At 73.0% G+C, this 21,719-nt stretch carries 20 protein-coding genes, 1 tRNA gene and 1 other RNA gene; 14 read left to right on the forward strand and 8 right to left on the reverse strand.

From position 1 onward, the window contains the following. Window positions 1-55: 55 nt before the first annotated feature. The 4 genes from ACIA8O_RS11620 to ACIA8O_RS11635 all read right to left on the reverse strand — a co-directional run bounded on the left by ACIA8O_RS11620 (window position 56) and on the right by ACIA8O_RS11635 (window position 4,625). A complete protein-coding gene (locus ACIA8O_RS11620) occupies window positions 56-2,350 on the reverse strand; it encodes an FtsX-like permease family protein (protein ID WP_396293468.1) in 2,295 nt (764 codons plus the stop codon). Then, window positions 2,347-3,033, reverse strand: coding sequence for an ABC transporter ATP-binding protein (locus ACIA8O_RS11625; RefSeq protein WP_396293469.1), 687 nt, complete (start codon window positions 3,031-3,033; stop codon window positions 2,347-2,349). Before ACIA8O_RS11625 ends, ACIA8O_RS11620 begins: the two co-directional genes overlap by 4 nt. Window positions 3,034-3,116: 83 nt before the next feature. Further along, window positions 3,117-3,506, reverse strand: coding sequence for a hypothetical protein (locus ACIA8O_RS11630; RefSeq protein WP_396293470.1), 390 nt, complete (start codon window positions 3,504-3,506; stop codon window positions 3,117-3,119). Window positions 3,507-4,540: 1,034 nt separating this feature from the next. Next, window positions 4,541-4,625: transfer RNA gene (locus ACIA8O_RS11635), tRNA-Ser, on the reverse strand. A gap of 132 nt (window positions 4,626-4,757) precedes the next feature. Here ACIA8O_RS11635 and ffs point away from each other — a divergent pair. From ffs to ACIA8O_RS11685, 10 genes are all read left to right on the forward strand, one after another. After that, window positions 4,758-4,848: signal recognition particle sRNA small type (ffs, locus tag ACIA8O_RS11640), an RNA gene on the forward strand. A 50-nt stretch (window positions 4,849-4,898) separates the two neighbouring features. Then, window positions 4,899-7,154 carry a DNA polymerase III subunit gamma and tau gene (locus tag ACIA8O_RS11645; protein WP_396293471.1) on the forward strand — a complete coding sequence of 752 codons (2,256 nt, stop codon included), beginning with the start codon at window positions 4,899-4,901 and terminating at the stop codon, window positions 7,152-7,154. Window positions 7,155-7,243: 89 nt separating this feature from the next. Beyond that, entirely contained in the window at window positions 7,244-7,582 is a 339-nt protein-coding gene (locus tag ACIA8O_RS11650) for a YbaB/EbfC family nucleoid-associated protein (protein ID WP_396293472.1), read from the forward strand. A 164-nt stretch (window positions 7,583-7,746) separates the two neighbouring features. Beyond that, window positions 7,747-8,346 (forward strand): recombination mediator RecR, encoded by a 600-nt coding sequence (recR, locus tag ACIA8O_RS11655; protein ID WP_345287001.1) that lies wholly within the window; start codon window positions 7,747-7,749, stop codon window positions 8,344-8,346. Next, complete coding sequence (locus ACIA8O_RS11660) at window positions 8,339-8,992, forward strand: DUF5063 domain-containing protein (protein WP_396293473.1); 654 nt, start codon at window positions 8,339-8,341, stop codon at window positions 8,990-8,992. The genes recR and ACIA8O_RS11660 overlap by 8 nt, the downstream gene beginning before the upstream one ends. Window positions 8,993-9,296: 304 nt before the next feature. Then, on the forward strand, window positions 9,297-10,577 hold the full coding sequence (locus tag ACIA8O_RS11665) for an aspartate kinase (RefSeq protein WP_396293474.1): 1,281 nt from the start codon (window positions 9,297-9,299) through the stop codon (window positions 10,575-10,577). Then, complete coding sequence (locus ACIA8O_RS11670; protein WP_396293475.1) at window positions 10,574-11,641, forward strand: aspartate-semialdehyde dehydrogenase; 1,068 nt, start codon at window positions 10,574-10,576, stop codon at window positions 11,639-11,641. Before ACIA8O_RS11665 ends, ACIA8O_RS11670 begins: the two co-directional genes overlap by 4 nt. Window positions 11,642-11,918: 277 nt before the next feature. After that, window positions 11,919-12,482, forward strand: a complete 564-nt coding sequence (locus ACIA8O_RS11675; RefSeq protein ID WP_396293606.1) for a SigE family RNA polymerase sigma factor — start codon at window positions 11,919-11,921, stop codon at window positions 12,480-12,482. Continuing rightward, on the forward strand, window positions 12,475-13,542 hold the full coding sequence (locus tag ACIA8O_RS11680; RefSeq protein ID WP_396293476.1) for a hypothetical protein: 1,068 nt from the start codon (window positions 12,475-12,477) through the stop codon (window positions 13,540-13,542). Before ACIA8O_RS11675 ends, ACIA8O_RS11680 begins: the two co-directional genes overlap by 8 nt. Window positions 13,543-13,781: 239 nt before the next feature. Then, window positions 13,782-14,582, forward strand: a complete 801-nt coding sequence (locus ACIA8O_RS11685) for an SURF1 family protein (RefSeq protein WP_396293477.1) — start codon at window positions 13,782-13,784, stop codon at window positions 14,580-14,582. Between the two features lie 20 nt (window positions 14,583-14,602). Here ACIA8O_RS11685 and ACIA8O_RS11690 read toward each other — a convergent pair whose 3' ends face one another. Together ACIA8O_RS11690 and ACIA8O_RS11695 are read right to left on the reverse strand one after the other, a co-directional pair. Beyond that, entirely contained in the window at window positions 14,603-16,420 is a 1,818-nt protein-coding gene (locus tag ACIA8O_RS11690; protein ID WP_396293478.1) for a S9 family peptidase, read from the reverse strand. A gap of 146 nt (window positions 16,421-16,566) precedes the next feature. Then, window positions 16,567-17,076 carry a hypothetical protein gene (locus tag ACIA8O_RS11695; RefSeq protein ID WP_396293479.1) on the reverse strand — a complete coding sequence of 170 codons (510 nt, stop codon included), beginning with the start codon at window positions 17,074-17,076 and terminating at the stop codon, window positions 16,567-16,569. A 279-nt stretch (window positions 17,077-17,355) separates the two neighbouring features. Between ACIA8O_RS11695 and ACIA8O_RS11700 the strand changes: the two genes are divergently transcribed. Together ACIA8O_RS11700 and ACIA8O_RS11705 are read left to right on the forward strand one after the other, a co-directional pair. Beyond that, window positions 17,356-17,781 (forward strand): hypothetical protein, encoded by a 426-nt coding sequence (locus ACIA8O_RS11700; protein ID WP_396293480.1) that lies wholly within the window; start codon window positions 17,356-17,358, stop codon window positions 17,779-17,781. 139 nt (window positions 17,782-17,920) lie between these two features. After that, window positions 17,921-18,172, forward strand: coding sequence for a hypothetical protein (locus ACIA8O_RS11705; RefSeq protein ID WP_396293481.1), 252 nt, complete (start codon window positions 17,921-17,923; stop codon window positions 18,170-18,172). A gap of 18 nt (window positions 18,173-18,190) precedes the next feature. Here ACIA8O_RS11705 and ACIA8O_RS11710 read toward each other — a convergent pair whose 3' ends face one another. Together ACIA8O_RS11710 and ACIA8O_RS11715 are read right to left on the reverse strand one after the other, a co-directional pair. Next, window positions 18,191-18,718: a gamma carbonic anhydrase family protein gene (locus ACIA8O_RS11710; protein WP_396293482.1), complete on the reverse strand. Its 528-nt coding sequence runs from the start codon at window positions 18,716-18,718 to the stop codon at window positions 18,191-18,193. A gap of 63 nt (window positions 18,719-18,781) precedes the next feature. Beyond that, window positions 18,782-19,477 (reverse strand): TetR/AcrR family transcriptional regulator, encoded by a 696-nt coding sequence (locus tag ACIA8O_RS11715; RefSeq protein ID WP_396293483.1) that lies wholly within the window; start codon window positions 19,475-19,477, stop codon window positions 18,782-18,784. Between the two features lie 118 nt (window positions 19,478-19,595). On the opposite strand from ACIA8O_RS11715, the gene ACIA8O_RS11720 reads away from it, so the two are divergent. Further along, a complete protein-coding gene (locus tag ACIA8O_RS11720) occupies window positions 19,596-20,231 on the forward strand; it encodes an NADPH-dependent FMN reductase (RefSeq protein WP_396293484.1) in 636 nt (211 codons plus the stop codon). A gap of 9 nt (window positions 20,232-20,240) precedes the next feature. Continuing rightward, window positions 20,241-21,662, forward strand: a complete 1,422-nt coding sequence (locus ACIA8O_RS11725) for a DHA2 family efflux MFS transporter permease subunit (protein ID WP_396293485.1) — start codon at window positions 20,241-20,243, stop codon at window positions 21,660-21,662. Window positions 21,663-21,719 lie beyond the last annotated feature (57 nt).

A 21,719-nucleotide genomic window follows, 5' to 3' on the forward strand; every position in this document is an offset into this window, starting at 1 on the left:
GTCTCAGGGGCCCTGCTTTCGATCCTGCTGTCCACAGCACTGCTCCGATCTTCTGCTACTCGCGGCGGAGGTCCTCGGGGCGGGGCCGCAGTCCCGAGACGAACAGGCTCACCGCACCGGCAACGGCCAACGCGACGGCCACCAGTGGGAGCGCGAAGCCGACGGCGCCGAGGTACCACCCGATCTGCTGACCCGAAAGCAGCAGCAGCGCGTTCGCGGCCAGGTGCCCCGTCCCCAGTGCCAGGACCAGGGCGAGGGCGAGCGGTGCCAGCAACTGCCAGGCCTGGACCGCCCGGAGCGTTCGCACCGGCGTACCGACGACGACCAGGGAAGCCACGTGGCGTCGCCGCTCGATGGACCGTCCGATGGCGCTGATGAGGAACGCGACGATCCCCAGGAGGAAGCCGACCCAGATGCCGCTGTACACCACACCCTGGTGCACGTGGTAGGCCTCGAGCCCGTCGAGGTCGAGGTCGATGACGCTCATCGTCGCGGCGGGAGCAACCTTCACCAGGGCGGAGGCGAAGCGGTCAAGGCCCTTGATGCTGGACGGCAGCCGGAAGAAGTAAATGGTGTTGGACGTCAGCATCCGGGGTTGCACGGCGCGGGTGTCCAGCAGCGCCATACCGGTGGGAAGCAGGCCGGCGTTGGGCACGTCCAGGGTCTGTTCGGGGACCTCCACCGCGGTGGTGGTGCCCTGTGCGTCCAGGTACGGCAGGACGGTTCCGGCGGAGACGAGAGGCGCCGTATACCCTCCGAGATGCGTCCTGAGCCGGTACAACTCCCCGTCCCGGCAGTCGGGCAGTGGCGTGTTGCTCATCATGCGCAGGGCTCGGCAGTCCGCGGAGATCTTCTGAACCCCCATGAGGCGTACCCGGTCCGCCTCGCCCTGGGGAGCTCCGCCGACACCACCACTGGGGGGTGCGGTGATGCTCTTCTGCAGCAGCCAGTGGAATGCCGCGGGCAGCGCGACGGCACGGTCTCGTGCCTCGGCCGGAACGTCGTTGCCGGACAGCTGCACGACCAGGTGATCGGGTGCGGGCAGGGCGGCCAACTCCGACTGCCTCAGGACACCCGCTCCGATCGTGGCCGTCAGAATGAGTACGCACAGGCCACCGAGGTGCCAGGACAGTCCGGCCGATTCGAAGCGGACCCGTCGAGCAGCGAGACGGACCGCCAGTGGCGACGACGTTCCGACGAGCCATCCGGCAACCGTCATCAGCAGCGGACGCAAGACCAACAGGAGGCCGACCGTCGCACACAGCACCCCGGCGATCAGCACGGCGCCCGATCCGCCGCTCATCGCCGCTCGGCGGCCCCCACCGTTGTCCGAGGTGAGGAGCGGGAAACCGATGAGCCCCAGCCCGAGGACGAACGGTACGCCGTACCACCACCGCGGTTCCTTGTCGGCGGTGTCGAATCGCGCCTCGACCGGCCTGGCCAGTGCCCTGCTGGTGCCCTGCGCCCCGATGAGGGCCGCGCTCAGCGTGATCAGCACCAGCGCGGCAACGGCCCCGGCCGTGGGCAGTTCCGAAGCCGAGGGGTACCAGGTGAACCCCAGGACGCCGGACGGCCCGAGCAAGCGGTTGGCCAGTCCGTAACCCGCGATGCCGAGCAGGCCGCCGAGCAGTCCCGCCGCGGCCGACTCGAGTGCGGCCAGCCGCAACACCTGGCGCCGAGGCAGCCCGAGCAGGCGCAGGGCGGCGTACCGGCGGGTCCGGGTCGCGGCCGAGAGGCGTGAGCAGACGTTGAGGTAGATCGCCATGGGCGCCACGATGATCAGCGCCAGCTCGAAGGGAACGTTGCCGAACTGGGCCTTGACCTCTTCGTCGGCGCCGGATCCGCCCCAGCCGCGCCCCTCTGCCGGGCGGCCCATCTGCTCACGCTGCACACCGACGTAGGCGTACAGCTCGGACGGCCCCAGCAGACCGGCCGGGCCGATCTCACCGATGCTCGTTCCTTCCAGCAGGCTCTTGAAATCGACGTCCCGAGAAGCCAGTTCGGCGGCCGCCGGAGAGAGGAGAACCTCCCCCGGGCCGGGTAGGCGGGAGACTCCAGGGGGGAGGGGAGCGTTCTCGGACCGCGTCACGAGCACGCGGGTCACGCGCGCATCGTGCCAAGCGCCGAAGGCGATCTGGAAGCTGAAGCTTCCCCTCTCTTCGGCAAGAGCGCTGAGGGGTTGCCGGTTGGAGCTGACCGCACCGCGTTCCGTCAGGACCGACGGCATCATCCCGACCAGCAGGACCACCACAGCGCCCAGCGCGAGCCCGAGGACCATCAGTGCCATCCGGATGGCGCCGGGCGCACCGCCACCCCGGATGACGCGAACGGCCAGCCGCAGATCGATCACTTCTCGGCACTCCCCGGCGCGACGGGCTCGGAACCGTGTAGAGCACCATCGCGCAGAGCGATGGCGCGATCCGCACTCCGGGCCAGTGAGTGATCGTGAGTCACCAGCACCACTGCGGAGTTCTGCTCCCTGGCCAGTTCCCAGAGCAGGTCGATGACCACGGCTCCGTTGGCACTGTCCAGTGCCCCGGTGGGCTCGTCGGCGAAGACCACCGCAGGGCGGTGAACGACCGCGCGTGCCACGGCCGCACGCTGCGCCTGGCCTCCCGAGACCCGGGCCGGCCGTCGGTCGGCCAGCTCGGCCAGGCCGAGCCGGTCCAGCAGGTTGCCGACACGCTCCTGCCGTTCCCCCCTCGGTACCTTCAGCAGTTCGAGGGGGAGCGAGATGTTCTCGGCGATCGTCAACTCTGGTACCAGCTCGGAAGATTGGAAGATGAAGCCGAACGAGGTCCGTCGGAGCTCAGACCGCTCGTCGTCCCCCATGCCGGCCAGCGAGCGCCCCTGGAACGCGACCGTGCCGCCCTCGGGTTGGATCAGTCCGGCCAGGCAGTAGAGCAGAGTCGTCTTGCCCGACCCGCTCGGACCCACCAGGGCAACAGCCTCGCCGGCCGCGATCGAGGCACTCACGCCGTTCAGCACCCGTGTTGTCTGGAACGAGTGGCTTACGTCTTTTCCGACGAGCATGTGGTTCCGTTCACTCTGAGCAGTAAGGTGGGCGGGTGCCCGCCCGGGGCTTCTGATCCAAGCCCCGGGCGGGCACGCTGGGTTCAGCGAGTCATGTACTCGGTCGCGCAGCTGTCAGTGCCCCAGCTGTTGTAGCGGCAGGTCTGGACCCACCCGTAGGTGACCCACGTGGCCTGCGGGTCGTACACCACACGGTCGACCCACACCGTCGCCCCGCTGCCGCCGGAAGTGCTGCCGATGGTCGAGTAGCTGTAGCCCGAGACCTTGGCGAGCGCCTTGACGCTGTTGCTGTCCGCGGCGGTGTCGGACAGCGTGCCGGAGACCTGCATCCCGCCGTGGTTGCTGCCCTTCGCCCACCAGGTGACGTTGCCCTCCAGGTTCTGGGTGGACGTACCCACCCAGATGTAGCCGTTGCCGCTCCGTGCGACCGCGGCGGTGGCCACGCCGGCCAGCAGCGCTCCGGTGAGCCCCACTATCGCTGTGCCCTTACGTATGGACGTGCGCATATCCCCTCCAGGGGTGCGATGGAATGGCTTTAAGTTGATCGTTCTTTCGAGGCCTCCCTCGTGATCAACGAAGGCGACTTTAGCCAGCGATGTGCGGGTGCGATCATTTTGCAGAAGGGGTGTGGCGTAGATCACATCTTGTACCGGACATGCGTGCACGTATCGGACGTCATGGAATATGACCCTCCTCTTGTATGGGTTGAAATAAGGATGACTGGCGGGCGGTCGGCGGCGCCGGGGGGAGGGGGCTCGTTGTTGCTGACTGTCCATCAACAGCGTTTGAAGTAGCATTAGTTGTATGGACCTCTACGCCGGGGTGGGGAGGTGGCGGCAGTCGTCGAGCGTGTGCCGCGTGCACCGGGTGCTGCGGCATCGGCCTCTGGTTCTTCGGCGTCGCGAATCGGTCGGGCGGTCATTCACCGGGCAGATTTTGACGAGTGCTATCGGGGTCTGGTTCGGCTGGGAGAAGTTCCCGTTGAGGGTCCTTTGAGATTTGTCGCTGAGGAGCCGAGGTGGGGGAGTCGTTGTATGTGTGAAGGCGCTCGAGGCTTGTAGCTCGGCGCGCTCCGGTTCGGTGCGAAGCGACCCTCGGCTCCCCGGTGTCCTGCTCCTGAGAAGGTCGGTATTGCTGGAGCGGGCTGCGAAGCCGCCCGCTCCAGGCCCGCACCCAGCCTTCTGGGTCCACATCTGGCCGGCGGCGTCCGCAGGGCTTCGACGGTGCGGTCGCAGTCCCGTTCGATCCCGACGTGGCCGGGCATTGCGCCGTGACTCGTGGAGCGAGGGCTTCCGGCGCGCCCGGTGCCGGCCGCCGCCTCGCCCCGACGTATCGAAGGGGGCCATGGGGGCTGTGGCGATCTCGGCCTCGCCGCGGGCCGTCCGACGCCGATCGTGTTCCCCTTCCGGCCGTCCGGCCGGTTCCAGCGTGCCTCGAGGTGACCAGGCCGTACCCGCGGAACGACGAAGGCCCCGGGCCGCTGTGCGGTCCGGGGCCTTCGTGAAGGCGGAGGATACGAGATTCGAACTCGTGAGGGTTTTATCCCAACACGCTTTCCAAGCGTGCGCCCTAGGCCTCTAGGCGAATCCTCCGTGGGAGAGCTTAGTACATGTTCGGGGGTGCTCGCGACCATCCATCTGCAGGTGGTCGGGGGTGGGTGCCTGGGGATGGGTGGGCGGGTGGGGTGGTGCGGCTCGGGGCCGGGATCCGCTACTGTGGGGACCAGCCCCTCGTGTGGCGTCATCTCTCTGAACCCCCCCAGGGCCGGAAGGCAGCAAGGGTAGGAGGGCTCTGGCGGGTGCACGAGGGGTCCTTGCGTTTCCGGGAGCGGCCCGGCTGTCCGTCTGGCCCGATATCGTCGGGGTGTGTCCCTAGCCCTGTACCGCCGCTACCGCCCCGAGACTTTCGCCGAGGTCATCGGGCAGGAGCACGTGACCGCTCCGCTCCAGCAGGCCCTGCGCAACAACAGGGTCAACCACGCGTACCTGTTCAGCGGGCCGCGCGGCTGTGGCAAGACGACGAGCGCCCGCATCCTGGCCCGCTGCCTCAACTGCGAGCAGGGCCCGACCCCGACGCCCTGCGGCGAGTGCCAGTCCTGCCGGGACCTGGCGACCGGCGGGCCGGGCTCGATCGACGTGATCGAGATCGACGCCGCCTCGCACGGTGGTGTGGACGACGCGCGCGAGCTGCGCGAGCGGGCGTTCTTCGCGCCGGTGCACAGCCGGTACAAGATCTTCATCCTGGACGAGGCGCACATGGTGACCTCGGCCGGGTTCAACGCGCTGCTCAAGGTGGTGGAGGAGCCGCCGGAGCACCTCAAGTTCATCTTCGCCACCACCGAGCCGGAGAAGGTGATCGGGACCATCCGGTCCCGGACGCACCACTACCCCTTCCGGCTGGTGCCGCCCGGCACGCTGCGGGACTACCTGGCGGAGGTCTGCGGCCGGGAGGGCATCCAGGTCGAGGATCCGGTGTTCCCGCTGGTGGTGCGGGCGGGCGCGGGCTCGGTCCGCGACTCGATGTCGGTGATGGACCAGCTGCTGGCGGGCGCGGCCGAGGGCGGCGTGACGTACCAGATGGCGACCTCGCTGCTCGGGTACACCGATTCGGCGCTGCTGGACGAGGTGGTGGACGCCTTCGCCGGGCACGACGGGGCGACGGTGTTCCAGGTGATCGACCGGGTGGTCGAGGGCGGGAACGATCCCCGGCGGTTCGTCACGGACCTGCTGGAGCGCCTGCGGGACTTGGTGATCCTGGCGACGGTGCCGGACGCGGGGGAGAAGGGGCTGATCGACGCGCCGGCCGACCGGATCGCGATCATGCAGGCCCAGGCCGACCGTTTCGGCCCGGCCGACCTCAGCCGGGCGGCGGACATCGTCAACACGGGCCTGACCGAGATGCGGGGGAACGCGGCACCCCGGCTGCAGCTGGAGCTGATCTGCGCCCGGGTGATGCTGCCCGGCGCGTACGGGGACGAGTTGTCGCTCCAGGCCCGGCTGGACAAGCTGGAGCGCCGGGCGATGGCGGGCGGTTTCGCCGCTCCGGTGCCGGCCGCCCAGGCGGTGCCGCAGATGCAGCCGCAGGTTCAGGTGCAGCAGGCGCCGCCGGTGGAGATGCCGGTGGCCCCGCCGGCCGTGCAGGCGGCCCCCGTGCAGGCGCAGCCGACGGCTCCTCAGCCGCCCGCGCCGCAGGGCGGGGTGACGCCGGGTCAGCCCGCGCCCGGTGCGTGGCCGATCCCGCGCAGCTTCCCGGCCGGTGGCGGTGCGCCCGCGCCCGCGCAGGCCGCGCCGGTCCAGCAGGCTCCGCAGCCCGTGCAGCCGCCGGCCACGCCGGTGGTGCAGCAGCCGCCCGCGGCCGGTCAGCCGTCGGCGGCCGCGCAGCAGGGGGCGGGCCAGGTGCGGCAGCTCTGGCCGCAGATCCTGGAGGCGGTGAAGAACCGCCGCCGCTTCACCTGGATCCTGCTGAGCCAGAACGGGCAGGTGGCCGGGTTCGACGGCAGCACGCTCCAGGTCTCGTTCATCAACGCGGGCGCCCGCGACAGCTTCGTCAGCAGCAACAGCGACGACGTGCTGAAGCAGGCGCTGTCGGACGCGCTCGGCGTGGACTGGCGGGTGGAGTGCATCGTCGATCCGTCGGGCGGAGCGGGCGGCGCAGGCGGTGCAGGTGGAGCGGGCGGAGCGCAGCAGGCCCCGGCGGCCCCGGCCGGTGGTGGCTGGGGAGCGCCGGCCCAGCAGCCGCAGGCGTTCCAGCAGCCGGCCCGCCCGGCGCAGCCGTTCCAGCAGCCGGCTCAGCAGCCGCAGCCGGCGGTGCAGCCGTCGGCCCAGCCGGCTCCGGTGCAGGCCGCCGCGCCCGTCCAGCAGCCTCCGGCCCCGGCGCCCGCCGTCGTGCAGGCGCCCCCCGTGCACTCCGCGCCCCAGCCGCCCCCGGCACCCCGGCCGGAGCAGCCTCCCGCCCCCGAGCCTCCGCACGAGGAGTACCCGCCGGACGACTACGACATCGAGGGTGACGCGGTCTACACCGGTCCGCCCACGCACGCGCAGCAGTCGGGCGTGGACACCACGGAGCTGATCGTCCGTGAGCTCGGGGCGACGGTGCTGGAGGAGATCCGGCACAACCGCTGAGCGGGCCCGGCGGGCCGGTCCGGGCACGTAGGCTCGGCCCGGAACGTTGGACCGAGCAAGAACGACCCGAGATCTCACAGGAGTGACCCGTGTTCCCTGGTGGTGGCCAGCCCAACATGCAGCAGCTGCTCAAGCAGGCGCAGAAGATGCAGGAGGAGCTGGGCAAGGCGCAGCGCGAGCTGGCCGAGACGCACGTCTCGGGTTCGGCGGGCGGCGGCCTGGTCGAGGCGACGGTGACGGGTGCCGGTGAGCTGGTGGCGCTGACCATCGCCCCGGCCGCGGTGGACCCGGAAGACACCGAGACGCTGGCCGACCTGGTGCTGGCCGCGGTCCGGGACGCCAACGCCTCGGCGCAGAAGATGCAGGCCGAGCGGATGGGCCCGCTGGCCCAGGGCCTCGGCGGCGGTCTGCCCGGCCTCGGTTTCTGAGCCGGGCGCCGAGCCGGGCGGAGGAGCGCAGCGCCGATTCGAACGCGCTGCGGGGATTTATCGTGAGTCGGGCGTCGGACGGTGTGTCCGGCGCCCGATTCGTTGGATGATGGCACCGGAGCCGGCGGCGCGACCGCCGGCCCGGGCCGAAGAGAGGCGCGACGTTGTACGAGGGCGTTGTTCAGGACCTGATCGACGAACTGGGCAGGCTGCCCGGCGTCGGGCCCAAGAGCGCGCAGCGGATCGCCTTCCACGTGCTGCAGGCCGATCCGGTGGACGTCCGGCGGCTGGCGCACGCGCTGCTGGAGGTCAAGGAGCGGGTCCGGTTCTGCGTGACCTGCGGGAACGTCGCCGAGGCCGAGCAGTGCCGGGTCTGTCTGGACCCGCGGCGCGACCTCGCGGTGATCTGCGTGGTGGAGGAGCCGAAGGACGTGGTGGCCATCGAGCGCACCCGCGAGTTCCGGGGCCGCTACCACGTGCTGGGCGGGGCGATCAGCCCGATCGAGGGGGTCGGCCCGGAGGACCTGCGGATCCGGGAGCTGATGACCAGGCTCGCGGACGGCACCGTCACCGAGCTGATCCTCGCCACCGACCCCAACCTGGAGGGGGAGGCGACCGCCACCTACCTGGCCCGGCTCTGCAAGCCGATGGGCCTGAAGGTGACCCGGCTGGCCAGTGGCCTGCCGGTCGGTGGGGACTTGGAGTACGCCGACGAGGTCACCCTCGGACGGGCCTTCGAAGGGAGACGACTTCTCGATGTCTGACCAGAGCAGCGGTAACCGGATCGGCCACGGCGCGGACGAGCCCGACGACTTCGCGGTGCAGATCGCGGACTCGGTGGAGAGCTTCGTGCTGGCCGTGACCGAGGTCGCCCGGGGCGACGAACCGGGCAGCGCGGTCTCGCTGCTCCTGCTGGAGGTGTCGCAGCTGCTGCTGGCCGGCGGGCGCCTCGGCGCGATCGAGGACGTGCTGCCGGAGGACCGCTTCGAGCCGGACGCCGGGCCGGAGCCGGACGGCATCGAGCTGCGGGAGAAGCTGGCCGAGCTGCTGGCCCCGATCGACGTCTACCACGAGGTCTTCGACCCGTACGGTCCGCCGGAGAAGCCGAACGCGTTCCGGATCTCGGACGACCTGGCGGGCGTGGTCAGCGAGCTGCGGCACGGGCTGACGCACTACCAGGAGGGCCGGGTCAGCGAGGCGCTCTGGTGGTGGCAGTTCTCCTACCTGTCGAGCTGGGGCTCGACCTGCAGCGCGGTGCTGCGGGCGCTCCAGTCGCTGATCGCGCACGTCCGGCTGGACAGTCCGATCGGCGCGGTGCCGGACGGTGCGGACACCGACGACGACGGTCTGACGGACGAGCAGCTGGAGCAGCAGGCGGGCGACCTGATGGCCGCCGAGCTCGGTCTGTAGGCGACCGAAGCGGGCCCGGTGGCACGCCCGGGCGGCGAGTGTGACGCACCAGTCACCGGGGCCGTCCGGGCGGGAAAACCGGGGCCGCGCGGGCCCCGTCCCGGCAAATCTCCGGGGCGGCCGGGCCGCGCCCGCAGACTCGCCGGTGGGCCCTGACCGGAGGCCGAGATCACCGTCTCATCATATGGAATCCGCAGGTCGGGCCCGGCTCGCTCGCTAGACTGGCGCCCGACCGCAGAACCCCCGCTCACCGGGGGTGCGGGGGCCACCACCCCCCGAAAACGACACTAGTCGAGGAGCGCACGTGGGCCTTGTCGTGCAGAAGTACGGCGGCTCATCCGTTGCGGATGCCGAGGGCATCAAGCGCGTCGCCCGCCGGATCGTAGACGCCAAGAAGGCCGGCCATGAGGTCGTCGTCGTGGTGTCCGCCATGGGTGACACGACGGACGAGCTCATCGAACTCGCGGAGCAGGTCTCCCCGATCCCCTCCGGGCGCGAGTTCGACATGCTGCTGACCGCCGGCGAGCGGATCTCGATGGCCCTGCTGGCCATGGCGATCCGTTCCCTGGGCCACGAGGCCCAGTCCTTCACGGGCAGTCAGGCCGGCATCATCACGGACTCCGTGCACAACAAGGCGCGCATCATCGACGTGACGCCGGGCCGGATCCGCAGCGCGCTGGACGAGGGCAACATCGTCATCGTCGCCGGCTTCCAGGGCGTCTCCCAGGCCAGCAAGGACATCACCACGCTCGGCCGGGGCGGCTCGGACACCACCGCGGTGGCGCTGGCCGCCGCGCTGAACGCCGAGGTCTGCGAGATCTACACCGACGTGGACGGCGTCTTCACCGCCGACCCGCGCGTGGTGAAGAAGGCCAAGAAGATCGACTGGATCGGCTTCGAGGACATGCTGGAGCTGGCCTCGTCCGGCTCCAAGGTGCTCCTTGACCGCTGTGTGGAGTACGCGCGGCGCTACAACATCCCGATTCACGTACGCTCGTCCTTCTCCGGCCTGCCGGGGACCATTGTCAGCAGCACCAACCCGACCAAGCCCGAAGGGGGCGAGATGGAGCAGGCGATCATCTCCGGAGTCGCCCACGACACGTCCGAGGCCAAGGTCACGGTCGTCGGCGTGCCCGACAAGCCGGGCGAGGCCGCCCGGATCTTCCGCGCCATCGCGGACGCCGAGGTCAACATCGACATGGTGGTGCAGAACGTCTCCGCCGCGTCGACCGGCCTCACCGACATCTCCTTCACCTGCCCGAAGACCGAGGGCCAGAAGGCCATCGACGCGCTGGGCCGGGTCAAGGAGGGCATCGGCTTCGAGTCGCTCCGCTACGACGACGCGATCGGCAAGATCTCGTTGGTCGGCGCGGGCATGCGCTCCAACCCCGGGGTCACCGCGACCTTCTTCGAGGCGCTCTCCGAGGCGGGCGTGAACATCGAGCTGATCTCCACCTCGGAGATCCGCATCTCGGTGGTCACCCGCGCCGACGACGTCAACGAGGCCGTCCGCGCCGTGCACAGCGCCTTCGGCCTGGACAGCGACACCGACGAGGCGGTCGTCTACGGCGGCACCGGCCGATGACTCCTGCGGGGAGGAGGCCGAACCTCGCGGTGATCGGCGCCACCGGCGTCGTCGGCGGGGTGCTGCTCGGCCTCCTCTCCGTCCGGCAGGACGTCTGGGGCGAGGTCCGGCTGCTGGCCTCCTCCCGTTCCGCGGGGCGGAAGCTGACGGTCCGTGGGGCCGTGGCCGAGGTGGGCGAGCTCACCGAGGACGCCCTGGCCGGGATCGACGTCGCGGTGTTCGCCGTGCCCGACGAGGTGGCCGCCCGCTGGGCCCCGATCGCCGCCGCCAAGGGCATCGTGGTGGTGGACGGCTCGGCCGTCTTCCGGCAGGACCCGGACGTCCCGCTGGTGGTGCCCGAGGTGAACGCCCCGGCCGCGCTGATCCGTCCGCGCGGCATCCTGGCCATCCCCGGCTGCGCCACCCTCACCATGATCGGCGCGCTGGCCGCGCTGCACTCCGAGTACGCGCTGCGCGAGCTGGTGGTGGCCTCGTACCAGGCCGCCTCCGACGCCGGACGGGCCGGGATGGCCACCCTGCGCGGGCAGTTGGGCGAGATCGCCGGTACCGGCGTGGGCGAGCTGACCGGCGACCTGCGGGCCGTGGTCAGCGACCACGGCCCCTTCCCCGCGCCGCTGGCGATGAACGCGGTGCCCTGGGTCGGCCGGCCGGCCGACGGCGGCTGGTCCTCCGAGGAGGTCCGGCTGCGCGACGAGCCCCGCAAGGTGCTCGGCCTGCCCGGCCTCAAGGTCTCCGCCACCTGCGTCCGGATCCCGGTGCTCACCACCCACTCGCTGGCCGTGCACGCGGTCTTCGAACGCGAGGTCACCCGCGAGGCGGCGCAGGAGATCCTGCAGGGGGCGCCCGGCGTGGTGCTCTACGACGATCCGGCGGCGGGCGAGTTCCCCACCCCGAACGACGCGGTCGGCACCGACCCGGTCTGGGCGGGGCGGGTCCGGCGGGCGCTGGACGACCCCAACGCGCTCGACCTCTTCCTCTGCGGCGACAACCTGCGCAAGGGCGCCGCGCTCAACCTGGTGCAGACCGCCGAGCTGGTGGCCGCCGAGTCCGCCGCCCTGGGCTGACGTGCCGGGCCGACGCCCCGTCGGGCCCGGAGGCCGGCCCTCCGCCGGGCCGGGGCCCGGTACGGTCCGGTCCGGGAGTTGGGCCGCGCGATCCCGGACGTTCCGTCAGATTCCCTCCCGGAAGCACTGGAGGGCCCCGGTCCGGTAGGCGAGAATGGCCCGCAGTCCGGGGCAACCATGACAGGGGATCGAGTGTCCAACAGGCGTGGCGAACGTGGTGGGGGCGGTACGCGTGGGCACGGTGCACATCGGCCCGGTGCGCGTCGGTGCGGGTACGGTGCGCGTGGCGGCGCGTCCCGACGGTAGCCCGGTGGGCACCGCCCCGGAGGCGCTGGGGGCCAGCGTCGACCACCTGACCGAGACCTACCGGGCGCACTACCGCTCCCTGCTCCGGCTGGCGGCCCTGCTGCTGGACGACATCTCCTCCTGCGAGGACGTGGTCCAGGAGGCCTTCATCCGGGTGCACGCCGCCCGCCGCCGGGTCCGCGAGCCCGAGAAGACCCTGGCGTACCTCCGCCAGACCGTGGTCAACCTCTCGCGCTCCACCCTGCGCCGCAGGATCATGGGCCTGCGTCTGCTGCCCAAGCCGATGCCTGACATGGCCAGTGCAGAAGAAGGCGCCTACGATGCGCTGGAGCGCGACGAGTTGAAGGCCGCGCTCCGGGGGTTGCAACGCCGTCAGCGGGAGGTGCTGGTGCTGCGCTACTACGCGGACCTGACGGAGGCCCAGGTCGCCGACCTGCTGGGGATCTCGATCGGCTCGGTCAAGGCGTACGGCTCGCGCGGGCTGGCCGCGCTCCGGACGCGGATGGACCAGAGCGCGGGGACGGGCGATGACTGACCACCAACTGCCTTCGGGGGAGGACCAGTTGGAGAACGAACTGCGGAGCCGTCTGCACCAGGCGGTGGCCCGGCTCGAACCCGATCCGGCCGCCCTGCCGCGGCTGCGCCAGGAGGTCCCCAGACGCCGGGCCCGGCACCGCACGACCTGGACCACGGCCGCCGCCGCGGTGCTGCTCAGCGCCGCCGCTTGGCCCACCATCCAGGGCGTCCAGGGCCTCGACCTCTCCGGCGGCCCGGTGGAGAGCCCCACCGTCGGCGCCGCGCCCAAGGCCACCGGCATCCTGCGGCCCAGCCCCAGCGGCACCACCCGCCCGGTGCCGCAGGCCCCGCAGAGCCCGGGCAGCCCGAGCCCGGTCACCGAGTCGCCCTCCGCCACCGCCGCGCCGGTGCCGCAGACCAGCACCACCGCGACGGCGACCGGTGGGCCCGGCGGCACGCCGACCCCCACGGCGGTGGCCCCCGCCTGCACGGCGGCCGACCTCGGGCGGCCCTCCGTCTCGGTGGGGCAACCCGACGCGGCCGGGAACGTCTACGGCTGGTTCCGGGTGCAGAACGTCTCCGCCCGGACCTGCCAGCTCGGCGGCGGCGGGGCCGTCTCCTCCGACCAGGCCCGGATCCGGGTGGCCGCCCACACCGCCGGCGGCCCGGCCACCGCCCTGCCCGCACCCACCTCGAACGGGCCGCTGCTGCTCGCACCCTCGACGGCGTACCTGGTCCGGTTCGGCTGGGTGCCGGAGACCGCCTGCCCCGCACCGACGCCCGCACCGGGGCCGAGCGCGGGCGCCGCCCCCGAGAAGGGCGAGGCCGCCAAGGCCCGCGCGGCCGCCCCCGCCCCCTCCGGTTCCGCCGCCCCCTCCGAGGGCCCCGGGCCCGACCCCACGCCCACCCCCACCCCGACTCCCACCCCGCCCCCCGGGCCGGAGACCACCCTGCTGCTCACCCACGTCCCCGACCCGGGTGGCCAGCCCGTCTCGGCCACCATCCCCAACGCCTGCACCGGCACCGTCTACCGCACCGCCCCCGAACACGACCAGCCGACCGCCTCGCCCACGCCGTAGGCGCGTGCACCGGGGCACGGCGATGGTGGTCACCCCGGGGGCGCGGGGAACTGCGCGCGGGGGAACGGCAGCACGTGCAACCGGCTGACGTGCCCCGACCTCACGCCGGTCCGCCTTCCGTACTCGCGCAGTTCCCCGCGCCCCCCGGGTGACCACGTACGTCCTCGCGCCCGGGCGGCCGTCTTCGAGGGGCGGACCTGGTGCCGGGGGTCGGTGTAGGGGCGGTTACCGTGGTGCGTGTGTACCGGTTCCTCCTGACTTCGCGCTGGCTCGGCGGCACCGTGGTCGCCGTCCTGGCGATCGTGGTCTGCGTCTTCATGGGCAGCTGGCAGCTCAGCCGCTTCGAGGACCAGGTCGACCGGCACCAGGACGCCGCCCGCACCGCCACCGCCGGCTCGACCGGCCCCGCCGTGCCGCTCGCCGAGCTGCTGGCCGGCCCGGGCGCGAAGGTGACCACCGACACCGTCGGCCGTTCGGCGACCGTCTCCGGCCGGTACGACCGCGAGCACCAACTGCTGGTCCCCAACCGCACGGTGGACGGCCGCCAGGGCCACTACGTGCTCACCCCGCTCTGCCCGGAGACCACCGGCCAGGCCTGCGTCCCGGTGGTCCGCGGCTGGGCCCCGGGCGCCCCGTCGGCGGACGCCGCGAACGCCCCCGCCGTGCCGGAGGGCACGGTGACGGTGGCCGGCCGGCTGCAGGCGCCGGAGAACAGCGGCAGCGACGGCGCCGTGACGGGCGGTCTGCCCGCCGGCCAGCTGGGCACCATCAGCCCCGCCGCGCTGGTGAACGTGCTGCCGTACCCGACCACCGACGGCTGGCTGGCGGCCGACGCCGTGCCGGACGGCTTCACCGCCGTGCCGACGGTGCAGCCGCAGGGCGGCAACGGCCTGAGCCTGCGCGCCTTCCAGAACCTGGGCTACACCCTGGAGTGGTTCGTCTTCGGCGGCTTCGTGGTCTTCATGTGGTTCCGGCTGGCCCGCCGCGAGGCGGAGAAGGCCAGGGACCGGGCCCTCGGACTGGACCCGGCCCTGGACTGATCCGACGGTGGGTCAGCCGGTCACCGAGCCCGGCCCAGGTGCCGCAGCGCGAAGCCGATCTCCAGCCGCAGCTGCTTGATCCGCTCCTCGACCACCAGCGACCCGTGCCCGGCGTCGTAGCGGTAGACCTCGTGCTCCTTGCCGAGCTCCTCCAGCCGGGCCACGTAGTTGTCGATCTGCCGGATCGGGCAGCGCGGGTCGTTGACCCCGGCGCTGATGTAGACCGGGGCCTTCAGCCGCTCGACGTAGGTGATCGGGGAGGAGGCCCGGTACCGCTCGGGGACCTCCTCCGGGGAGCCGCCGAAGAGCGTGCGGTCCAGCGACTTGAGCGCCTCCATCTCGTCCTCGTACGAGGCGAGGTAGTCGGCCACCGGCACCGCGGCCAGGCCGAGGGACCAGTTCTCCGGCTGGGTGCCGAGGCCGAGCAGGGTCAGGTAGCCGCCCCAGGAGCCGCCGGAGAGCACCAGCTGGGCCGGGTCGGAGAGGCCGGAGGGGACCGCCCAGTCGCGGACGGCGCCGATGTCCTCCAGCTCGATCAGGCCGATCCGCTCCTGGAGGGCGTCCGTCCAGGCCTGCCCGTAGCCGGTCGAGCCGCGGTAGTTGACCCGGACGACGGCGAAGCCGTGGTCCAGCCAGGCGGCGGGGCCGCCCGCGAAGGAGTCGCTGTCGTGGTGGGTCGGGCCGCCGTGCACCTCGAAGACGGTGGGGAACGGCCCCTCCCCGTCCGGCCGTTGGACCAGCGCGTGGACCCGGCCGCCGGGGCCCTCGACCCAGACGTCCTCCACCGCCACCGAGCCCGGCGGCACCGGGCCGGGCGCCCGCAGCACCACGTGCCCGGCGGTGGAGCGCACCGCGGCCGGCTCGGCGGCGGAGGACCAGAGGAACTCCACCGTACCGTCGGGGCGGGCGGTCGCGCCGGAGACGGTGCCGCGCGGGGTGGCCAGCCTGGTCAGCTCACCGGTCGTCAGCTCGTAGGAGAACAGCTCGCTGCGGGCCTCGAACTCGTGCTCCACCAGCAGGGCGGCGGCACCCGGCCGCCACTGCGCGGAGAGGTCACCGGGGAACTCCCGGCCCTGCTCGTCCCGCAGCACCAGCTCGGTCTCGGCGCCGGTCGCCACGTCCCAGAGCATCGGCTCCCAGCGGCCCCGGCGCTGGTGCGCGACCAGCAGCCGGGTGTCCCCGTCGGCCGGGGCGAAGCCCAGGCAGGCCAGCCCGCGCGGCTCCTGACGGCCGGTCACCTCGTCCAGCTCGGCCACCGTGGCGCCGTCGGGGAGGCGGAGCACCCGGATCGCGGAGTGCATCGCGTCGCCGTGCTCGGTGTGGTCGACCGCGAGCAGGGAGGAGTCGTGGCTCAGGTCGCCGATCCCGCCGTACTCCTGGTGGTGGTAGACCGTCTCGACCGCGGCCGAGCCCGGGCGGCGCAGGTGGATGGTGGTGCCCTCGTCGTCCTCCGAGGTGCCGACCAGCACGGTGCCGTCGCGGCCCAGCGCCAGGCCCGCGCCGTACGCGGCCTCGATGCCGGGGACGGCGAGCTCGTCCGGGCCGCCCGCGAAGGGCTGGCGCCGCCAGACGCCCAGTTCGTCGCCGTCGGTGTCGTCGAACCACCAGATCCACTCGCCGTCGGGGCTGAGCTCGGCGTCGGTGGTGCCGTTGGGGCGGTCGGTCACCCGGCGGTGGGTGCCGGCGGTGCGGTCCCAGGCGTAGACCTCGTAGGTGCCGGTGGAGTTCGACACGTACAGCGCCCGGTCGGGTGCCTCCTCGGCCCAGTCCGGCAGGGAGACCCGCGCTGCTCGGAACCGCTGCTCCCACGCCGGTACGGCACTCGTCTCGTCAGTCATCCCCCCAGGGTGTCACGGCCCGGGGGTGCTCCAGCAGGGGTCGGCCGGGCCGGCCGTCCGGGGTGGCCCGCTGGGCCGACCGGCCGGGCTGACCGGCCGGGGTTGACCGTCCGGGCTGACCGGCCGTCAGGGGCGGGCGCCGTCCCTCAGGCCAGGGTGGTCTCCACGACCCGGATGCGGTCGCGCCAGACGGTGACGTCGGTGGCGCCCCGGCCGCCGCCGAAGGACTCGGCCAGGGCGCGGTCGAAGGCCCCGGACTCCAGCGCGTCGGCCAGCCGCCGGGCCCGGCCGTACCGTTCCTCGTCCGGCCCCTGGTACGGCAGGCGGCGCCACCGCAGCGAGGTGGCACCGGGACCGTAGCGGTGGCCGCCGAGGCTGGGGTGCGGGAGGTCGAGGGAGAGAGCGTAGAGGTCCTGCTCGGCGTGGTCGGTGGTGGTGCGGAACCACGGCGGCCCGATCCGCAGCCCGGCCGTCCGCCCGTGCTCGCCCGGCACCGGGCCGGACTGCGACCAGCCGAACGCCGCGATCACCGGGTCCCGTCGCACCGCCTCGAACAGCGGCCGCAGCGCCGAGAGCGGCCGTTGGGGCACCCGGGTGGCGACGGGGCGGCGGCTGCGGTGGATCGGGACTCCGAAGAACTGGGTCGGCGTGGACACGGTGCCTCCTGCTGCTCTGTGCTGCTGGGCTGCGCTGCGGACAGGACCTTACCTAGATGCGTTCGCGAACGCGAACACGTATTCGAATTATTTCGAACGGCGTGGCGCGGCGCGAAACGGGCTGGTCCGGGGGCCGCGGGAAGTGGCAGCATCGGGCGGTTGGCGCTGTTAGCCTCGGTCGCGAACGCGGCTGTCCGCGCGCCGGCCGACCGGGCGACGGTCCGGGTCGATGTCCGCGCCCCAGAGCGGGGCCGGTGGCCGCGAGGGAGAGAGCACCAGATGCCTGCGACGACGACCGGCGGCGCCGACGAGGCGCTCTCGGTGCTGGTCCGCGAGGCGCTCGACCGCCCGGGCATGACCTTCCGCCGCTTCACCGAGGCCACCGTCGACCCGGCCACCGGCTACCGCCCCGGCACCACCTGGCTGCACAAGCTGGTGCGCAACGAGGTGGTCCGCGCCCCCGAGCCCCAGGTCCTGCGCGCCCTCGCCACCGGCCTCGGCCTCCCGCTGGCCCGGGTCCAACGGGCCGCCGCCGCCCAGTACCTCGACTACGACACCACCGAGCTCACCGGGCTGCCCGCCGACGCCCGCGCCATCGTGGCCCACCTCGCCGAGCTCGACCCGGCCGACCTGCCCAAGGTCCGCGCGGTGGTGGAGGCCTTCGTGGCCCGCCGTTCGAACCCCGGGGGCCCGGCCGGGGCCTGATCCGGGCCGCTCTACGCCCTCGACTGTCAGACCCGTGCGGTAATGCGGTTCCGCGCGCTTCTCCCCAGCCCCCATAATCGGTTGTACGTTCGATTCTGCCTCGGCCGAACACGCCCACCGCCACCGGGAAGGGGGTCAGATGAACAGGGTCAGCTGGTACCACGCCGAGCTCGACGACGGTGCCCCCCTCGTCCTGCTCACCTTCCCCGACGAGTCCGTCCTCATCGGCGACCCGCGCACCCTGCCCCCCAACCTCCTCCCCGTCCTCGCGGCCACCCTCGCCACCGGCCCCCTCACCCCGGCCCGGCTCCGCGCCCTCCTGGCGGACCACCTCCGGGCCGACGCGCCCGTGGCAGCCACCTCGGCCGACACCCGGCCGGCACCTGGCTGACGCCTGGCTGACGCCGGATCAGGCGCGGCCGATCTCCGCGTGGGCGGCGGCGAGCAGCAGGTAGCCCTCGCCGTTGGCCTTGATGCCGGCCTTCTCCTCCTCGGTCAGGGCGCGCTTCACCTTGGCGGGCACCCCGGCCACCAGGGAGCCGGGCGGGACCTGCATGCCCTGCGGCACCACGGCCCCGGCGGCGATCAGCGAACCGGTGCCGATGCGGGCGCCGTTGAGCACGGTGGAGTTCATCCCGACCAGGACGTCGTCCTCCACCACGCAGCCGTGCAGCACCGCGTTGTGGCCGACCGAGATCCGTGCCCCGAGCACCGCCGGGAAGCCCGGGTCGGCGTGCACGGTGCAGTTGTCCTGGATGTTGGTGTCGGGGCCGACGGTGATGCTCTCGGCGTCCCCGCGCAGCACCGCCCCGTACCAGACGCTCGCCCCCGCCCCCACCGTCACGGCCCCGACCACCACCGCGTTCGGTGCCACGTACGCCCCCGGGTCCACCTGCGGTTCGAGCCCGCCCACCCCGGTGATCAGTGCCTCCGCCATGCCCGTACCCCTCGTCTCCCGGTTGCCGCTGCCTGCGGTCGCGCCAGCCTAGGGGCTTCCCTGCTACCGGTCGGCGCGGTAGGCGCGGAGGAAGGCGGCGACGCCGCCGGTGACCAGGTGGTCGATCCGCTCGGGGGGCAGTGGCAGGACGCCGTAGTGGGAGAGGTGCACGATCGGCTGCGAGCCGAGCGCCATGAAGTGGGTGGCGGCCAGCCCCGGATCGCCGTGCAGGTCGAGCAGGCCCGCCGAGGCCAGACCGGTGAGCGCCTCGGCCAGGGCGCGGCCGACCGGTGCGGGCCCGGCCTCCTGCCAGGCGGCCAGGACCTCCGCCGGTACGTGGTCGGCCTCGGCGTGGATGTGCCGGACCAGTGCGAAGTGGTCCGGGTAGTCGGCCATCAGCTCGACGAAGGCCCGGGCCACGGCCGTCAGGTCGCGCTCCAGGTCCTCCGGCCGGGGCGGCCGGGCGGGGTCCAACAGGGCGGCCAGTCGCCCCAGTTGGGCGTCCTTGACCTGGTTCGCGGTCCACCGGATGACGGTCTCGAAGAGCTGGGCCTTGCCGCCGGGGAAGTGGTTGTAGAGCGTCCGGGTGGAGACCGCGGCGGCGGCCGCGAGCGCGTCCACCGAGGCCCTGGCGTAGCCCTCGCGGCCGAACACGGTGCAGGCGGCGCTCGCCATCGCCATCTGCTTCTCCAGCCGGCGCGGCGACACCGTCTCCCGTGCCCGCGCCACCAGGGCGTCGTTGCTGCTGCTGCCCGCCATGCCCGTCCTTCCTCGTGCTTCCGACCTAGGTACAACGACCGTTGTCATTTTTACAACGCTCGTTGTACTTTACTCGATGTCGGGCCGCACCGGGCAGCCCGTGGGGAGGGGAACACCCATGTCCGCCACCGCAGTTCACCCGTCCGGCACCACCACCCCCGCGGCGGAGGAGCCGCTCCGCATCGCCGTGATCACCGCCAGCGTCCGCGAGGGCCGCCACGGGCCCGCCGTCACCGACTGGTTCCTCGGGGTGGCCGCCCGCCAGGGCGGCGCGGTGTTCGACGTGATCGACCTGGCCGAGGTCGACCTGCCGCTGGTGATGCCGGGCTGGGGCGGCGAACCGTCCCCCGAGGCGGCCGCCGCACTGGCCGAGGTCACACCCCGCCTCGCCGCCGCCGACGCCTTCGTGATCGTCACCCCCGAGTACAACCACAGCTTCCCGGCCGCCCTGAAGAACCTCCTCGACTGGCACACGGGCCCCTGGCACGCCAAGCCGGTCGGCTTCGTCTCCTACGGCGGCCTCGGCGGCGGCCTGCGCGCCGTCGAACAACTCCGGCTGGTCCTGGCCGAGTTGCATGCCGTCACGGTCCGCGACACGGTCAGCCTGCACGGCCCCTGGTCCGGCCTCGGCCCCGACGGCGCCCCGCGCGACCCCGCCGTCGCGGAGGGCGCCGCCAAGGGCATGCTCGGCCAACTCGCCTGGTGGGGAAGCGCCCTGCGCACCGCCCGGGCCGCCCACCCCTACCAGGGCTGAGGCGGCGTCATGTCCTCCGCCCTTTCGCCGGCCGCCACCGCGCCCGCCGCCCTCCCACCGTCCACCGCCGCCTCGGTGCTCAACCGCACCCTCCTGGTGGTCGTCACCGGCTCGGTCATGTCGGTGCTCGACGTCACCATCGTCAACGTCGCCCTGCGCAGCCTCACCACCGCCCTGGCCGCCCCGCTGGAGACCGTCCAGTGGACCACCACCGCCTACAGCCTGTCGCTCGCCGCCGTCGTCCCCACCGCCGCCTGGGCGATGGGCCGGATCGGCGCCAAACGCACCTACCTGACCGCCCTGGCCCTGTTCACCCTCGGCTCCCTGCTCGCCGCCTGCGCCTGGAGCGCGGGCAGCCTGATCGCCTTCCGCGCCGTCCAGGGCCTCGGCGGCGGCCTGCTGATGCCGGTCGGCATGACGATGGTGATGCGGGCCGCCGACCGCAGCCGGCTCGGCCGCGCCATGGCCCTCTTCGGACTGCCCGTCCTGATCGGCCCGGTGCTCGGGCCCGCCCTCGGCGGCTGGCTGCTGGACGTCGCGGACTGGCGCTGGATCTTCCTGGTCAACCTGCCGGTCGGCGCCGTGGCCCTGACCCTGGCCGCCCTCCTCCTCCGCCCGGACACACCGTCGTCCGGCCCTTCCGCGGCCGCCCCTCCCCGGCTCGACCTCCCCGGCCTGCTCACCCTCTCGCCCGGCCTGGCCCTGCTCCTCTACGGCCTCACCCTGGGCGGCGAACGCGGCGACCTCACCACCCCCGGCGCGCTCCTCCCGGCCCTCGCCGGGGCCGCCCTGATCGCCGCCTTCGTCCGGCACGCCCTGACCGCCCGTCAGCCCCTGCTCGACCTGCGGCTGCTCCGCGACCGCACCTTCGCGGTCTCCGTCCTCACCCTGGCCCTCTTCGTCAGCGGCTACTTCGGCTCGATGCTGCTCGGCCCGGTCTACTGGCAGCAGGCCCGCGGCCTCTCCACCACCGCGGCGGGCCTGCTCGGCGCCCCCGTCGGCCTCACCGTCGGCCTCGCCATGCAGGTGGCCGCCCGCCGGATCGACCGCACCCCACCACGCCGCCTGGTCCCGGCCGGCGTCGCCGTCGGCGCCCTCGGCATGGCCCTGACCGCCGTCCAGATCGGCGACCCCACCGTCCCGGTCTGGCGGCTGGTCGCCACCGCCATGCTGATGGGCGCCGGCGCCGGAACCGTCCTGATGCCCACCATGACCACCGCCTCCCGGGGCCTCCCCGCCGAACGCCTGGCCGCCGCCGGCACCGCCCTCAGCATCAACTCCCAACTCTGGGCCGCCGTCGGCACCGCCCTCGTCTCCACCCTCCTCACCACCACCGGATTCCGCACCGCCTACACCGCGGCCGCCCTCCTGCTGGCCCTCGCCCTCGTCCCCGCCCTCCTCCTCCCGGGCCACCGCCCACAGGAGAACTGACGGCCCGTCGTCTTCACAGCAGAACCCCGTGCGTCACACCCGTCCCACACGATTACA

The sequence above is a fragment of the Kitasatospora sp. NPDC051853 genome (assembly GCF_044452665.1).
Classification (GTDB): domain Bacteria; phylum Actinomycetota; class Actinomycetes; order Streptomycetales; family Streptomycetaceae; genus Kitasatospora.